This window comes from Nostoc sp. NMS8, assembly GCF_017115045.1.
Lineage (GTDB): Bacteria > Cyanobacteriota > Cyanobacteriia > Cyanobacteriales > Nostocaceae > Nostoc.
The window spans coordinates 20066-36843 of record NZ_JABXKK010000084.1 but is presented as its reverse complement, the minus strand read 5'-3'; the positions used below and the strand labels follow the sequence as shown (position 1 = coordinate 36843).

14 protein-coding genes are annotated in these 16778 nt (G+C 42.5%); 11 read left to right on the top strand and 3 right to left on the bottom strand.

Translation table 11 applies throughout. The features are described 5' to 3' along the window. Positions 1–150 precede the first annotated feature (150 nt). The 6 genes from HWQ39_RS15695 to HWQ39_RS15670 all read left to right on the top strand — a co-directional run bounded on the left by HWQ39_RS15695 (position 151) and on the right by HWQ39_RS15670 (position 5564). Entirely contained in the window at positions 151–1446 is a 1296-nt protein-coding gene (locus HWQ39_RS15695) for an MFS transporter (protein WP_292846580.1), read from the top strand. Positions 1447–1450: 4 nt separating this feature from the next. Next, entirely contained in the window at positions 1451–2140 is a 690-nt protein-coding gene (locus tag HWQ39_RS15690) for an SDR family NAD(P)-dependent oxidoreductase (protein ID WP_292846577.1), read from the top strand. A 34-nt stretch (positions 2141–2174) separates the two neighbouring features. Next, on the top strand, positions 2175–2951 hold the full coding sequence (locus tag HWQ39_RS15685; protein WP_292846574.1) for a class I SAM-dependent methyltransferase: 777 nt from the start codon (positions 2175–2177) through the stop codon (positions 2949–2951). A 79-nt stretch (positions 2952–3030) separates the two neighbouring features. Then, positions 3031–3729: a glutathione binding-like protein gene (locus HWQ39_RS15680; protein WP_292846571.1), complete on the top strand. Its 699-nt coding sequence runs from the start codon at positions 3031–3033 to the stop codon at positions 3727–3729. A 155-nt stretch (positions 3730–3884) separates the two neighbouring features. Beyond that, entirely contained in the window at positions 3885–4217 is a 333-nt protein-coding gene (locus HWQ39_RS15675) for a DUF2809 domain-containing protein (protein ID WP_292846568.1), read from the top strand. Positions 4218–4370: 153 nt separating this feature from the next. Continuing rightward, positions 4371–5564 carry an MFS transporter gene (locus HWQ39_RS15670; RefSeq protein WP_292846565.1) on the top strand — a complete coding sequence of 398 codons (1194 nt, stop codon included), beginning with the start codon at positions 4371–4373 and terminating at the stop codon, positions 5562–5564. 62 nt (positions 5565–5626) lie between these two features. Here the strand turns inward: HWQ39_RS15670 and HWQ39_RS15665 are convergent, their stop codons facing one another. Then, the gene (locus tag HWQ39_RS15665) at positions 5627–5869 is read right to left on the bottom strand and encodes a hypothetical protein (RefSeq protein WP_292846562.1); all 243 of its coding nucleotides are present in this window, start codon (positions 5867–5869) and stop codon (positions 5627–5629) included. Positions 5870–6323: 454 nt separating this feature from the next. On the opposite strand from HWQ39_RS15665, the gene HWQ39_RS15660 reads away from it, so the two are divergent. Together HWQ39_RS15660 and metX are read left to right on the top strand one after the other, a co-directional pair. Further along, positions 6324–7628 carry an O-acetylhomoserine aminocarboxypropyltransferase/cysteine synthase family protein gene (locus HWQ39_RS15660; RefSeq protein ID WP_292846559.1) on the top strand — a complete coding sequence of 435 codons (1305 nt, stop codon included), beginning with the start codon at positions 6324–6326 and terminating at the stop codon, positions 7626–7628. Between the two features lie 145 nt (positions 7629–7773). Further along, positions 7774–8853: a homoserine O-acetyltransferase gene (gene metX, locus HWQ39_RS15655; protein ID WP_292846556.1), complete on the top strand. Its 1080-nt coding sequence runs from the start codon at positions 7774–7776 to the stop codon at positions 8851–8853. 407 nt (positions 8854–9260) lie between these two features. Here metX and HWQ39_RS15650 read toward each other — a convergent pair whose 3' ends face one another. After that, positions 9261–10247: an RsmB/NOP family class I SAM-dependent RNA methyltransferase gene (locus tag HWQ39_RS15650; protein ID WP_292846553.1), complete on the bottom strand. Its 987-nt coding sequence runs from the start codon at positions 10245–10247 to the stop codon at positions 9261–9263. Between the two features lie 163 nt (positions 10248–10410). On the opposite strand from HWQ39_RS15650, the gene HWQ39_RS15645 reads away from it, so the two are divergent. The 3 genes from HWQ39_RS15645 to HWQ39_RS15635 all read left to right on the top strand — a co-directional run bounded on the left by HWQ39_RS15645 (position 10411) and on the right by HWQ39_RS15635 (position 15873). Continuing rightward, positions 10411–11829, top strand: a complete 1419-nt coding sequence (locus tag HWQ39_RS15645) for a DUF2157 domain-containing protein (RefSeq protein ID WP_292846550.1) — start codon at positions 10411–10413, stop codon at positions 11827–11829. 177 nt (positions 11830–12006) lie between these two features. Further along, positions 12007–12717: a GDYXXLXY domain-containing protein gene (locus tag HWQ39_RS15640; RefSeq protein ID WP_292846547.1), complete on the top strand. Its 711-nt coding sequence runs from the start codon at positions 12007–12009 to the stop codon at positions 12715–12717. Between the two features lie 630 nt (positions 12718–13347). Beyond that, positions 13348–15873, top strand: a complete 2526-nt coding sequence (locus tag HWQ39_RS15635) for a CPBP family glutamic-type intramembrane protease (protein WP_292846544.1) — start codon at positions 13348–13350, stop codon at positions 15871–15873. Positions 15874–16325: 452 nt separating this feature from the next. Here HWQ39_RS15635 and HWQ39_RS15630 read toward each other — a convergent pair whose 3' ends face one another. Further along, positions 16326–16733: a universal stress protein gene (locus HWQ39_RS15630; protein WP_292846651.1), complete on the bottom strand. Its 408-nt coding sequence runs from the start codon at positions 16731–16733 to the stop codon at positions 16326–16328. Positions 16734–16778: the final 45 nt, after the last annotated feature.

Sequence of the window (16778 nt, the reverse complement as noted above, 5' to 3'; positions counted from 1 at the left end):
ATGAGTCTTTGATACTCGCCAACGAGTCTTTGATACTCGTGAATGAGTCTTTGATACTCGCCGACGAGTCTTTAAACCTGCTCCCCCTGCCTCCCCTGCTCCCCCATCTCCCCCTGCTCCCTCATCTCCCCGACTCCCCCCTCCTCAACTATGTCCTTACCCTCCTTCCTCGCGCGTCGTTCGTTCCACTATGGCTGGATCGTTGCAGGTTTAACATTTTTAGCCTTGCTGGTGGCAGCCGGAATTCGCTCTGCTCCTGGAGTTTTTATAGTGCCTCTCGAACAGGAGTTCGGCTGGAGTCGAGCAACTATATCTTTGGCAATCTCCATTAATTTGGTACTCTATGGATTAATTGGCCCTTTTGCTGCCACCGTTATGGAGCGGATCGGCATTCGGCGGATGATGGTGTTTTCGCTTGCTATCATTGCCCTTGGTGTCGGTTTAACCACTTTGATGTCAGCGTCTTGGCAGCTAGTCTTGCTGTGGGGTGTAGTAGTCGGTTCTGGTAGCGGAGTTATCGCTCTAGTTTTGGGTGCTATTGTCGTCAATCGCTGGTTTTTGGAAAAGCGGGGTCTAGTTCTGGGCATCTTAACCGCCAGTACAGCTACGGGGCAACTGGTGTTTTTACCCATGCTGGCTTCAGTTACCGATCGCTTTGGGTGGCGAATTGCGGCTCTAGGTCTTAGTGGTGCAGCACTTTTAATTATTCCAGCGATCGCAGCCTTCATGCGCGATCGCCCAGCGGATGTTGGTTTGCGACCCTTTGGCGACAACAGCGAAACCGTAGAAGTATCACAGCCCAAAGTCAATTCTATCGCCTCCACTCTCAACGCCCTCTGGCTGGGAATGCGTAAGCGTGACTTCTGGCTGTTATTTGGTAGCTTTTTTATCTGTGGTGCTAGCACAAATGGGTTAATTGGGACTCATCTGATTCCTGCTTGTATTGACCACGGTATCCCGGAAGTCAAGGCGGCGGGTCTTTTAGCAATCATGGGACTATTCGATTTTTTCGGAACTACTATGTCCGGTTGGCTATCTGACCGATGGAACAATCGCTACTTATTGTGCTGGTACTACGGACTGCGGGGTTTGTCTTTGATTTTCTTGCCCTTCAGTTTCAACTTCTCCTTCTATGGGCTTTCCATTTTCGCCGTCTTCTACGGACTTGATTGGATTGCTACCGTACCACCAACAGTCCGTCTGGTTGCGAACATCTTCGGTAAAGAAAATGTCGGCGTGATGTTCGGTTGGATTGTCGCCGGACACCAGCTTGGTGCAGCCACAGCAGCATTCGGAGCCGGAGTCTTGAGAACTTGGACGGGTAGTTATTTACAAGCGTTTATTTTATCAGGCGTTCTCTGTCTGATTGCCGCAGTTGGTGTACTGCAAATTGGTCAAAGTCCCACTAAGGGCAATTCACACTTATCTTCAGTTATGGAGAATTAAATTTATGGCAACAACAGCTTTAATTGTCGGTGCAGGTAATGGATTGAGCGCTTCCTTAGCTCGCCTATTTGCCAAAGAAGGATTTACCGTAGCTTTAGCAGCTCGCCAAATTGAAAAACTCACTCAATTGAGCAGTGAAATTGGGGCAGTTAGTTTCGCTGCTGATGCCTCAAAGCCGGATGAAGTAGAACAGTTATTTATTGATATCGATCAAAAAGTCGGTTCCCCGAATGTTGTCGTTTACAATCCCAGTTTTCGGGTGCGGGGGCCTCTGGTCGATCTAGACCCTGGTGAAGTGGCAAAAACCCTAGATATTACTGCTTATGGTGGCTTTCTTGTAGCCCAAGCTGCTACCAAAAGGTTTTTGCAACTTGGCGGTGGTGCTATATTTTTTACTGGAGCCTCAGCCAGTGTTAAGGGTTATCCGTTGTCTGCTCCCTTTGCAATGGGTAAATTTGCACTGCGCGGTTTGGCTCAGAGTATTGCTAGAGAATTAGCACCAAAGAATATCCACGTAGCGCATTTCGTGATTGATGGTGGAATCCGTTCAGGAGTTCGCCAAGATCCAGCAGATAATCCTGATAGTACTCTTGACCCGGATGCGATCGCTCAAACTTATCTCAATATCCTCAACCAACCCCGCAGTGCTTGGACTTATGAAGTAGAACTACGTCCGTGGGTAGAGAACTTCTAGCCTAGACAATTGTTACAAAAATAGTTTTGCAGCTATGAAAATTGATTTTGGTGCAACTGCTACTGATTATGCAAAACACCGCGCTGGCTTTCCCAGTTCATTATTTAACAAACTGTCTGAATATGGTATAGGTTTACCAGGGCAAAACATTGTTGACCTTGGTACAGGAACAGGAACGCTAGCGCGGGGCTTTGCTGATAGAGGTGCTTATGTAATCGGCATCGACCCATCAGTGTCACTTTTAGAACAAGCCAGACAGTTAAGCGAATCTATCCAACTCCAAGTAGATTATCGAGTCGCAACTGCTGAGAATACCGAGTTACCAGATGCCAGTGCTGATGTAGTCACGGCTGGACAGTGTTGGCATTGGTTTAATCGTCCGCGTGCCGTCCAGGAAATTACTCGCATATTGAGAAGAAATGGCTCGATCGCGATCGCTCATTTTGATTGGATACCTTTAAAAGGTAATGTCGTTGAAGCCACAGAACAACTGATCGAGGCTCATAATCCCGCCTGGAATATGGGCGGCGGTAATGGCTTGCATCCCCTGTGGTTACAAGATATTGGCGAAGGAGGATTTAGAGAAATCCGCACATTTTCTTACGATGTATTTGTACCTTATACACAGGTCGCTTGGCGGGGACGAATTCGTGCTAGTGCCGGTGTGGGAGCCAGCTTGACACCAGAAAAGGTAGAAGTATTTGACCAGGAATTGGCGACGTTACTCGAAGCAAGATATCCTACACAGATTCTTGAAGTTCATCATAGAGTTTGGGCTGCGATCGCTAAATCACCACAATCTAATTCGTAATGACGCTCTCTACATCAAGAGATGTCTCTTAGGCACTATTAACCTACAAAAAAATTGGATAATTTTAGGAGAAATAATCATGATTGAACTTTACTATTGGACAACCCCTAACGGTCATAAAATTACGATTTTCTTGGAAGAAGTCGGCTTACCTTATACCATAATTCCTGTGAATATTGGGGCTGGGGATCAATTTAAGCCAGAATTTTTGAAGATTGCTCCTAACAATCGTATTCCGGCGATCGTTGACCACGAACCAGCCGATGGAGGTGCGCCAATTTCGGTATTTGAGTCGGGGGCAATCTTGCTATATTTGGCAGACAAAACTGGGAAATTAATTCCCCAAGATATACGTCATCGCACTCAAGTTTTAGAATGGTTGTTCTGGCAAATGGCAGGACTAGGGCCAATGGCGGGACAAAATCATCACTTTAGCGGCTATGCTCCCGAAAAGATTGAATATGCCATTAACCGCTACGTGAATGAGACAGGACGCTTATATGCAGTACTGAATAAGCAATTAGCAGATAGAGAATTTGTCGCTGGCGATTATTCCATCGCCGATATTGCCGCCTATCCCTGGATTGTGTCTCATGAACGCCAAAGTCAAAATCTAGAGGATTTTCCTCACGTCAAGCGCTGGTTTGAGACAATTAAAGCCCGTCCGGCAACAATTCGCGCCTACGAGAAAGCCGAAGCCTTGAAAACTCAAGCGCTCGATCCAGATAAATCACGAGATTTGTTATTTAACCAGTCGGCAAAAACTATTCAGCTTTGAGCATTCTGGGGTTGAACAACAAGCCAACCCCTTCCCTACTGTAATACAGTTCAGTACAGAGTTTATCCAAAAAAAATGAAGAGAGTTATAGTCAAATAGGTATTTTTTAACAGCTATTGATTGCTATGCTGATCTTCAATAAAAAATATTTCTACTTGACGGCTATACTATTTTTAATAGAGGTATGTATTGCGGTTTTTGTAAATGAGAGTTTTATCCGTCCTTTTATTGGTGATGTTTTAGTAGTTATCCTAATTTATTGCTTTGTCAGAACCTTTTCAAATATACACTCCTCCATCGCCGCCTTATCAGTTTTTGCATTTTCTTGTACTATAGAAATTCTTCAATATTTTAATTTTGTAAATATTTTAGGATTGCAAAAATATAATATTTTGGCTGTTGCCTTAGGAAGTGTATTTGATTGGAAAGATATTATTGCTTATGGAATAGGTACTATAACAGTTCTATGGTTGGAAAATAGAACATGATTACTTGGGAGGTGTGGTTAGCCGATAATAATTATCAAGACATAATTGGCTTTAGTGCAATACGGTTCAGTTAAGCATTCGCTCTATTTTATTATTTTGTCTTCAAGCATAAATGACATACAATAAATCCCTAAAACAAAGTCTTTATAAAAAGTGGACAGATCAGCAAAGGATATAGCAGGAAAAACACCTGTCTCATTAGGACTGTTGGGCGCTGCTGCCTTTATGGTGATTGCCGATGCACGGGTAATTGACCCCCTGCTGCACATCATTGCTGACGATTTTAAAGTCGGTGTTGGCGTTGCTGCGGTGATTATCTCGGCATATACGATTCCCTACGGGCTATTTCAATTAGTTTATGGGCCACTAGGCGATCGCATTGGCAGACTTCAGGTAATTACAGTAGCATTGGCGGCATTTGCTGTAGGTACGGCTGTTTGTGCTTTTGTGTCAAATATTGTCTTACTTACCTTGCTGCGGTTTCTCACCGGGATGGCGGCTGCTGGGGTAATCCCCGTCACCTTAGCTTATATCGGTGACAATTTTCCTTATGAAGAACGTCAAGCTGCGATCGGCAAGTATTTAAGTGCCTTAGTACTAGGTCAAATTCTTGGTGGTAGTTTGGGCGGCATCTTTGGAGAATATATCGGCTGGCGTGATATCTTTCTCTTATTTGGGATCGTCTCCCTTGTTATTGCTGGACTTCTATGGCGTGAGACGCGCCATCTGCCTGATAGCCAACGTTCCCAAGGTCAGGGTAGGATAACATTTCGACCTTATTACCAACTATTGATCCAACCAATCGCCCAGACTGTGATTGTCGGGGTGTTTGTGGAAGGCTTTTGCCTATTTGGGGCATTTGCTTACGCTGGGGCATTTCTGCGCGATCGCTATAGTCTCAGTTATGTAACGATCGGGTTTATGCTCAGTAGTTTTGGATTAGGTGGACTAATTTACAGTCGCTCAGTGAAATGGTTAGTCAGGCGACTGGGTGAAATTGGTTTAGTGGGCGTGGGAGGAGGTTTAATGTGTATCAGCTTCTTAGCGATCGCATTCTTCCAGAATTGGATATTTTTTATCCCGTCGACTCTTTTAATGGGATTGGGCTTTTATATGATGCACAGCACTCTCCAAACCCAAGCCACTGAGCTAGCCCCCGAAGCACGAGGTACTGCTGTTTCGTTGTTCGCCTTCAACCTGTTTGTCGGACAAGGAATCGGTGCAGCAGTATTCGGTAGAATTGTAGATAACTTCGGCTACATTTATTGTTTTATTAGCGCTGGTGTAGCGATCGCTCTGCTCTCGGTTTGGCTAGTCTTGCGGAAGCAAAACATCAATGAAACCTAAGATAATGGTTATGAAGTATTAATTAATACTCTTGCTTGGTATGCAAGGTTTAATTCCCTTAGTTAACCTTTGGGGCGATCGCAATGATAAGGATAAAGCCACTCACACTTGAAAAGTCCGTAAGTATGTTTTTCAAAAAAGGTTCCAGCGTGGCGTCCAGGTGATATGTCAATCCCAGCCTTGGTTTTAATTTCGTACAGCCAAGGAAAGGCTAGGACTAAAACAGTAATGATACCAAAGATGTAGACAATCGTGGTTTTAATTTTGGGCAATCTTCGGGAATTGCTGTTGTGGTTTCGAGGCATAGATAGTAAGAGTGAAAACTAACCATCAATCTTAGCTGAAAGCTGAAAATGTCATCTAAAGCAGAGATCAATATTTTCTATTTCCAGATAAAGTTATCGCCTAGATTTGCTCTTTAACAAAAAGTTTTAGATTCAAAGGCAACGTAGCAGTGTCTTTAATTCCCACCACCCAACTTGTTATGTTATGGACGGGGAATCCTGAGCGTGACCAGCTAAAATACGGTAAGCCTTGCAAATTACCGTTGATTAATCCAACACAACACTCAATTAGTATTATCTAGGAAGGCAGGAAACAGATAGCGCAAGGGTTTAAGACCCCCACTGTTGTGTTAGCTTCCCGCAGGGTACGGTAGTTCAGGGCTGCCAAATCAGTCGAGGTCAAATCCCCGACTGATTTGGCAGCCCTGCCTTCTTAAATACTTGTTTGTATAATTGGAAACTCAAATAACTGCTTATGTCTGAACAATATCGTTTTGAAACTCTGCAAGTTCATGCTGGACAAGAGCCGGCTCCTGGAACGAATGCTCGCGCTGTACCAATTTACCAAACGACTTCCTACGTTTTTAATGACGCCGACCACGGAGCGCGGTTATTTGCTCTCCAGGAATTTGGTAACATTTACACCCGAATCATGAACCCGACGACGGATGTATTTGAAAAGCGGATTGCTGCCTTAGAAGGGGGTGTAGCAGCACTAGCAACCGCCAGTGGTCAGGCGGCACAATTCTTGGCAATCAGTACCATCGCTCAGGCTGGGGATAATATTGTTTCCACTAGTTTCTTGTATGGGGGAACATACAACCAGTTTAAAGTATCCCTACCACGTTTGGGTATTAATGTCAAATTTGTTGATGGAGATGAGCCAGAAAGTTTCCGTCAGGCGATCGACGATCGCACGAAAGCGTTATATGTTGAAAGCATTGGCAATCCTCAATTCAACATTCCCGACTTTGCAGCTTTAGCTCACATTGCCCACGAAAACGGTATACCTTTAATTGTGGATAATACCTTCGGGGCTGGTGGGTATTTAGCTCGACCAATTGAATATGGTGCAGACATTGTAGTAGAATCTGCAACTAAATGGATTGGTGGGCATGGTACTTCCATTGGTGGCGTAATTGTTGATTCGGGTAAATTTGACTGGGGTAACGGCAAATTCCCTCTATTTACTGAGCCAGCACCCGGCTATCATGGGCTAAATTTTCAAGAAGTTTTTGGCCCTAATGGTTCCTTTGGCAACATTGCCTTTATTATTCGCGCCAGAGTTGAAGGGTTACGAGATTTTGGCCCATCCTTGAGTCCATTTAACGCCTTTTTGTTACTGCAAGGATTAGAGACTCTTTCCTTACGTGTAGATCGTCATGTGAGTAATGCTTTAGAATTGGCTCAGTGGTTAGAGCAACAAGAGCAAGTCTCTTGGGTTAATTATCCCGGACTTGCTAATCATCCGTATCATGAACGAGCGAAAAAATATCTCCGACATGGCTTTGGGGGAGTTTTAAATTTTGGCATCAAAGGTGGACTGGAGGCAGGTAAAACTTTTATTAATCATGTAAAACTGGCGAGTCATTTAGCAAATGTTGGTGATGCGAAAACTCTCGTTATTCATCCTGCTTCAACAACCCATCAACAGCTAAGTGATGATGAACAGCTTTCAGCAGGAGTGACACCCGATTTAGTGCGAGTATCAGTGGGAATTGAACATATCGACGATATCAAAGAGGATTTTCAGCAGGCATTTCGGCAAGTTAGGATTTAGTTTTCAATAAATTGGGAATTGAAAAGAGGCAGAGGGGCAGGGTGCGGGGGGCGGAGGAGAAAATTCTTCTCCCTGCTCTCCCAGTCTTTTTATTCAATTTTTAATTTTTAATTTTTAATTGATTTCTCCTCACTCACCGATAGATATGATCTACTCAGACTTCATCTCACCGCAAACCCAGTTTTACCAGTTGACGGTGCCATTTCAACTAGAAGGGGGCGAAACATTAACTGGGGTTCAGGTTGCTTATCGCACCTGGGGCCAGTTAAATGCTCAAGGCGATAATGGAGTACTGATTTGTCATGCTTTAACTGGTTCGGCTGACGCTGATGATTGGTGGGAATCTTTGTTTGGTTCAGGGAAAGCTTTTAATCTAGAACGCGATTTTATTGTGTGCAGCAATATTTTGGGAAGTTGTTACGGTACAACTGGGCCAACTACTATCAACCCCATAACCGGGAAGCATTATGGTGTATCCTTCCCTGAGATTACAATCCGAGATATAGTTCACCTGCAAGCTGTACTACTAGAATACTTGGGTGTTCAATCTCTGCGGTTTGTAATTGGCGGTTCGCTTGGTGGAATGCAAGCATTAGAGTGGGCATTATTGTATCCCCAAAAAGTGAAAGCGATCGCATCTATTGCTGTTTCTGGCAGGCATTCAGCTTGGTGTATTGGATTAAGTGAAGCCCAAAGACAGGCAATTTATGTCGATCCAAACTGGAAAGGAGGCAACTATACTCTGGATGCAGCCCCAAATCAGGGATTAGCAGTGGCGCGGATGATGGCCATGTCTACTTACCGTTCTTGGGATAGTTTTACAAACCGCTTTGGACGGGAGTATGATGCATCTGAGCAGTTTGCTATAGCCAGTTATTTACAGCATCAAGGTCAAAAGCTCACAGAACGATTCGATGCCAATACTTACATTACCCTGACCAACGTAATGGATCGCCACGATATTGCACGCGATCGCACATCTGCCAATTTATCAAATTATGAATCTGTTTTGCAAAGCATCCAGCAACCGACTTTAGTTGTCGCCATTGATTCTGACATCCTCTATCCTCCAGTTGAACAACAAGAATTGGCAAATTTAATCCCTAATGCTCAACTGGCGTGGTTGAAGTCAACCCACGGGCATGATGCATTTTTAATTGATATGGTAGCGTTGAATGAAGCGATCGTCTCTTTTCGACAAAGTTTAGAGTTATCAGGCTCTTAACTCGGTTCTGAGATGGAATGATTAAATTGAAAAGGCGATCGCAACTTTAGGTATTGGATTTATCAAGAGAATTTTGGGAGTGGCGACAGTCGCGGGAGTTGAGATTTTGCGACAGCGCCAACTGAAAGATAGTGTAGCAGATTTTGAGTGGGTATCTGAGCGCGCTGAGGAACACGTATTTTTGTAGCTAATACCAATTCTTTATGAAGCTGCATAGAATTCGATCCCCCCTAGCCCACGCCAGTCGCTCTTGGGGAGCCAGTTGCTTCAACGGGGGGAACCCCCATCGCGCAGCGTCTCGTAGAGAAGACCGCGCTGGCTCCCCTTAAAAAGGGGGGAACTGGAAAAACGTCTATCAAAGTCCCCCTTTTTAAGGGGGATTTAGGAGGATCAAGATATCTGCAACTTCACATTAAATTGGTATAACTTGATTTCTTAATATTTTGGTAGATATACAGCGAAGATATTGTATTTAAATCTGCTTTTTTTGGCTCTTCTTCATCCTCATTAGTATTTTTAAACAAGACTGTAAATGCACCAGCACCTAACCTATCTTGAGGAAACATCCGATAACAAGGCATCGTAGTTAAATGCGATTGATATTGACCTAAAAGGCTAATTTCTATCGCTTCAAAATGGGGGAAGCGTTCTAAAAACCATTCACAAACTTGCTCGTTTTCTTCGGGAGAATATGTACAAGTCATATACGCAAGATAGCCTTGGGGTGAAACCAGTTTAGCAGAGTTAGCTATAATCCGCTTTTGTCGATTTGCACTCTTGTTAATAGCAGTTGGGTGAAAACATCCAGGTGCTTTTTCGCCTTTAGCAAGTAAAGATTGTCCGGTGCAAGGAGCATCTACGATTACTAAATTGCTAGAGTTGGGGAACATTTCAGCAAATATACTCGAATCTCTATTAACCACTGCACTAGGATTAATTTGGCAACGCTTCAAATTAGAAATTAGCATTCCCAGACGTTTGCCAATAACTTCATTACTGATGAGTAATTCAGGTTCTAAAGCTCTCCACGCAAAGATACTTTTACCTCCTGGTGCGGCACACATATCAAAAACTACATACACTGACTGAGAAATAGCTAAGAAAGTAGTAGCTGCAAACACCGAAGAAAAATCTAAACAATAGAAATATCCTTTTTCATGTAAGGGATGCTTACCAGGTTTTTCTCCCAGAGATAAGCGATCTATAAATTGTGGTTGCCAAGAGGTTGGTGTTTCTACTGCCAAAGGCGAGATTTCTGGCTTTTCTTGACACCAAAGAATACTAGGTGAAAAAGGTTGAGGATTCATTAAAGCCTCGATAAATTTTTCTTGATCATCGAGATTAGCGAACAAACGCCGCGAGACTTTAAGTAATAAATTAGAAGGTTTTTCCATGTAAATTATGAATTATGAATTAATAGAAGTACGTTGTATCTGAATCAAAATCAAACTGTTACACAAGAACAATGTAATTAAGGCTTTTGGCTTCATACTCAAAATATAATGACCGCCATTGGGATCGCAATGGCCAAGCTACCCCACTGCACCGGAGAAGGTCATGTTCTTAGATAGTTTTCAGGAAAAATTACGCAAACAAGCACAACTATGGAGGGATGAAGGATTAATTAGTTCTTCGCAGTATGAACAGATAGCAGAACGTTATCAATTTAAAAACCTGGAAGCTGCTGCACGCGATCGCAACAAAGCGATCGCAATTGCTATCGGCAGCATACTATTATGCTTAGGCATAATTACCTTTGTATCAGGAAACTGGCAAGGAGGATCGCGAGAAATCAAAATTATTTTGATGATGAGTTTGTTTTTTGCGATCGCAATTACTGGATTTTACAGTTGGAGACCACCTGAAGGAAAGAAACCAGAACGAAGCAAACGCCTACTGGGAGAGGGGTTACTAATTTTAAGCGCATTCATCTTCGGTGCAAATTTACTCCTGATGGCCCAGATGTTCAACATCGTTGGTTCAGCTTCCCAGCTGTTTCTCGCCTGGGGATTCGGTGTTGTTGTCATGGCCTTCAGCTTGTCCTTAAATTCTTTAGGAATTCTGTCAATTGTCCTCGTAGAAATTGGCTACTGGACTGGACTAGAAGACTTATGGTACGCTTCAGGTGAGTTAACTTGGTCGCGGCTAGTAGTACAGCATCTACCTTTGTTGGCATGGCTAGTATTTGTACCCTTAGCCTACTTCTGTCGATCGCGTTGGATTTTTGGTCTAGCAGCCTTTGTCTTTGCTAGTTCCTTACAAGCTAACCTTAATCCTCTGCCACTGCTAAATTATGCTGATATAGCCCCTTGGGTGGCATCTTTTGCTTTTGCACTCCCATCTGCATTATTCTGGAGTTATGATGATTTACTGTTTCCAACCATAAATTATAGATTGTTTCAATCTCTAGCCCGTAATTTAGCGTTGGTAAGCTTCGGCATCGTCTTTTATGTTCTGTCTTTTCGTTGGGTATGGGAATCTCCTGATTATACTTTTAATCAGCCAACGAATTTGACAAACTTATTCGAGTCTCTACCGATTATCGATTTGGGGATTCTCAGCGGCTTGGCGGTATTGCAATGGTTGTTTCTACTGCGCCAAAGAAATAACCCTCCGCGCCGCGAAGTGATTTTCACGACTGCTGTTATTAGTACATTTCTTGTCTTTATTGCAATAGTACCTTTTTGGCATCAAACTATCAGCCGGATTGATGAACTTGGCATTTTTATTTTCAATGTACTTCTTGCAACATTAGCCTGGGGACTAATTCAAGAAGGATTGAAATTAAGCAACAGAAGTTCCTTTTGGGGCGGTATGCTGTTAGTAACACTGCAAATTATCAGTCGCGTGCAAGAGTACGACACCGACTTACTTTTTAAGTCGCTAGTCTATATCCTGTGCGGTTCTGCTTTAATTAGCGCTGGACTCTGGTTTGAACGCCGCCTACCTGGTGGTAGCTCTACAAGTAAAAAGTAGGGCAAATTTTAGATTTTGAATTTTAAATTTTGGATTGAATAAAAAATCTAAAATCTAAAATCTAAAATCCAAAATTCTGAAATCTCTGTGCGTCAAAATTTTTAAAGTTTCTCTGCGTCAGTCCTAATCTCGTTACTTTTGAACTCCTCAAGACCTCTGCTTTTTAGGACTACGCTCATGACTAATACTTCTTCTGAATCTAAGAATAAGCCCTTGTCTCCTGAAGCCGAATTTTCTAATAAGGTGACTTTTCGGGATTACTTGATTGCAACTGAACAAAAATCGAATAAGCCCTTACCTTTTTGGCGGTTACTAGCTCCCCTGGCGCTGCAAACAGGGTTAATTATGGCAGTACCAGCCCAAGCGGTTTATACAGACGTAACAGGTAAGACGGTGATTTTGCAAACCGTACCTGTAGACCCTAACAATGTGCTAGAAGGTAACACCTTAGCCTTAGATTACAACATATCCCGTACATCAACTTTAAGTAGACTACCTGGCTGGCAAACACTAGTCAGCAAAGGTCGTGGAAGTGGCAGAAGATTGCCTGACGGAACCAATATCTACGTGACTTTGCAAGAGCAACTATCCTCTGGTAATGGTGTTCCGAGAGCTTGGAGACCATTACGAGTAAGTAGCGATCGCCCCACAACTCTTAGAGCCAACCAAGTAGCCTTAAAAGGTGTTTATCAGGATGGCTCTGTTAACTACGGCTTGGAAACATATTACATCCCAGAAAACCAACGGCAGCAGATTCGGAACGACTTACAAGCCCAACGCGCCCGCAGAGGACAAGTACCCCCTATTGTGGTCAAGGCGAAAGTCGATCCACAAGGTAAAGCAGTGCCAGTTAGTATGTGGGTGCGCGATCGCAACTATCGCTTTTAAGCTGTTAGGCAAATAAATACTGCATGTTCACACGCCAAGTTTGTCTCCAAAGTTCTGAGCGCCGATTTCCGACGCTCAGAACTTTCTGTTTGTCATTAGACATTTCGTGAAAAAGAATGTAGAGACGCCGATTTATCGCGTCTTCAATAGACCCTTTACACAAATAACCCTTAACCCAAGCGTATTGTCATATATCGCCCAAAACACTTGTAGAGACGGCGACTTATCGCGTCTCAAAAACCCAAGCGTATTGATATATCGCCTATATTTAGGATGAAATAGTCCTGGATTAGAGACTTCCAAGAAATAAATTATTCAATCTTGTAGGGTGGGCAACATGAGCGCCTTTGGTTAACGTGAGTTCGACAGACCTCTCCCTGCCTTGAACTAAAGTTCAAGTCTGTCCCTCTCCAAGTCGGAGAGGGACAGGTTTTGCGTAGTAAAACCAGGGAGAGGTCTTTTGGGTGGACATGATATGACCAGTCGAACTCACGTTTGGTTACTCGGCTCTCGTGTCGCCCACCCTACAAGAATTAGTTGAGTCTTTTTATTTGGAAGTCCTTTACGGCAGAGACTCAAAACAATATATTTGGAGTAAGATTATCAGCAAGTTTTAGTTGTTGATAATATATGATTTGGCGTGGATTGAGTCGGAAAGCAAAGCTACTATTTACGAAATTCTTACCGCTAGCGTTCATCGCAGTAATTGTGATATGGCAACTTTCCTCAAGACAACCCCAGTTAGTACAGCAAGAGAGCAATTACGCGATTCATATTCGACAAAATTCTAATCAATCTGGTTTTTATCCCATTAGCAAAATTCCATCTACAAACCTTTATAAACCTATTGGCGATTGGGTGGGAAGGTTAATTTTACCAACCAAACAGCAATTACAAGATGGTTTAGATTGGGTATGGATGGAAGTGCAATATGCACCACCTACAGCACAAAATTTGGTAGGTAAAATTGTACGTTTGGAGTGGAAAAAGAATAAAGATTTACTTGCTTTGGATCGAGCAGTAACGCGAGATATAAATTTCACTTCAGAAGTGATTAAAAGTCAAAAGCAAGGAAACATTCATCCTTTTCGACTAAATGGAGTTCGTCAGGTAGGAATTTTACGCTCTTTGGCTGGTGCAAATCCTGTTGATGAAACAATCGTTGCTTTAAATGCAAGTACAATCATTGATGCAAGTCAAGAAAAATCTATTTTGCAAATTGAACGTGAACCTATTTTAGCAACTGGTAGATTTTATGCGCTAGTAAAAATAATTAAACCGATACAATCTAGCTCCAAAACTATTTTAATTCCCAAAGAAAAGCAGTATAGTGATTATTTTCTGGTAAAGCATTATAACCCTAGTTCAAATAAGTTTGATGGTGTTGAAGAAACTATTCGTATTCCCCAACAAGTAATAGATACACGAAATTTTGCTCCTTCAAGTTCGCAGCAAATCGAACAATCACCTGCGGGTGAGGCTGGATGGTATATTTATGGCGCTGCCGATGCAAAGGGCATATTTACAGTCAGCGCCCTTGCACCTCGTTCTCTAGTTCAAATTCAACCCCGTCAAATTATTACTGGTGAGAAATTAGGGCTAAATTACATCCAAGAGGTAAATTGGCAAAATACCGAGAAAAATAAAGGTAAATTCAATACCGTATTATTAAAACCTGTAGAAACACAAAATTCACATAATCAATCTATATCAAAATGGCAAGAAGGCAATAAAGCTATTGTCTTACACCTATTTGGTGGAATTGGCGGACGTAAAGCTGAACCAGTTGGAGTCCCTTATACTATCACCGGACATTTTGCTTTTGGAATCGCAGAAGTTATCCGTGACGAGTTTACTAAAGAATTACGCTTCGAGACTAAATACCACCAAATTTATGCCCATAACCCTGATGGAATTATTGCTGGAACGCATACATGGGCTGATTATATGGGTAATTTACAACGTGGTTGGCTGGCAACACGTCCAGTATCAGATATTCTCATCAAATTCGACCCAGTAACGCAAGATTATGATTTTGATGGGATTAAACTTTCGCCTTTAAAAGAATTCCAGCAACAATTACAGGTAACAATGGCACGTTATCGGGTTGGTGATGGAACTGGTGGCGCAATGGTATCACCTGCTACTTCATGTGTCCAAGACGCAAGCCAAGCACTTTATGCGGCGATACTGGCAATTAAAAACCAAGTTACTACAACTCCTCAAATTCAAACTTGGGTACGTGCTAACCCCAATCACCCACAAACATTACGCTTTCAGCAGCTAGTTGAATTAGGTAAATCTTTAGAACAACAATTAGCACCCTTGGGTATAGTTCGCGCTGATTGGCAAAGTCAAGCAGGTATACTCGCAGGTACGGGCATAGGAAAAACGACGCAACCATTTGAAGATCGGAGTATTTGGGCTGGTTTGACAACATGGCGAACAATAATGCCAAAACAAGCACACGACGATCTCGCCACAATATTTTTAAAACATGGTGCGATTATGCAAGTCTTGCGAACTAATCAAGTAGGTGGTTGGCAACCTAATATTACACCCATTGCACCAACAATACTTTTGGGACAAATTAAGATTCTTTTTACCGATATTTCACCACTTTCAATTATTTTAAATCGCGTTTTAGCGTCCTTAGCAGTTCCGACATTACAAGATTGGTTAGTTATAGTTGTAATGCTGATAATTTATAGTATTATTGCCCTACCCTATGGTTGGAAATTTGGATTTGTAAATATACAAATTTGGTCTGCAAGTTGGATTAATAAATGCTTGTTAATATTGCGTTGTTTATTTTTACCCGCGATTGTTGAAGAACTCTTTTTTCGCGTTTTTTTGCTTCCTCATCCTAGCGAAATAACCAATTGGTTCCGATGGACTTTGTGGGCAATAGTTAGTTTATTATTATTTGTTTTGTATCATCCATTGAATGCTAAAACCTTCTTTAAAGCTGGAATCCCCACATTTTACGATCCTGTTTTTCTGGTTTTAGCTGCATTTTTGGGAATTATATGTACTGCTGCATATACCCTGACAGGCTCTTTGTTTGTAATAGTTTTAATTCACTGGGTAGTAGTAGTAGTTTGGTTAATTGTTTTTGGAGGAATCAGAAAATTAGATAAGAATCAAAAGGTTTAGGATACTAACGCAAATTATGTATGAAGATGCGCTAAAGCATATTTGAGTATAAGAGGTTGTTTGAAAAGTATTTCACTGTGACTTGAGACACTTTCAGATCCCCCCTAACCCCCCTTAAAAAGGGGGGAACCGGAATTAAAGCCCTGCTTTTTAAGGGGGGTTGGGGGGATCGATAACGTTTTGCTACCAACGATAGGACTTTTAAAATATCCTCTAAGAAAGAAAAACGTAGACGCAAAGCGGCTTGCCGCAGACTAACGCCAAGGGAGAAGGACGCAAAGAAAGAATTTAGATTTTGGATTTTGAATTTACCCCATAAATAAATCTAGGGTCTTGGGAATTTTAGGTTTGGGATTTTTGATTGATTCCACAGATAAATCTGCTTGCTCTGTACTATCAAGGAATTATTGATCAATCTAAAATCTAAAATCCAAAATCCAAAATTGTCTCTGCTAAGGCACAATCAATACTGGACAAGGCGAAAGGTTAATCACACGAGTGGTAACACTATCATCCGCTCCCTCTTCAGTCAAGCCTAGCCCCCGACAGCCCATGATGATTAAATCGGCACCAATTTCATCAGCGACATCGCAGATCGTAAAAGCTGGTTTGCCTTGCCTTTCGAGGGTTTCAGATTGAATTCCTTGCCCAGAAAATAAAGATTGGGCATTTTCTAGCAGTTTGGCAACTACCTCTGGCGACACCATCGGATCTGCGCTAGGCGCGTCTGGAGGCGGTTCTTCTACCACAGACAGTAGCACCAAGCGACTACTGTACTTTTTGACTACGTTGGTAACAACGTCAGCAGCTTCCCGCGTTTCCCGGCTTTGATCGATAGGAAATAGTACTGTCTTAAATATATCTGTCACTTGGGTACCCCTGACTCCGGTAAAATCTTGATGGTT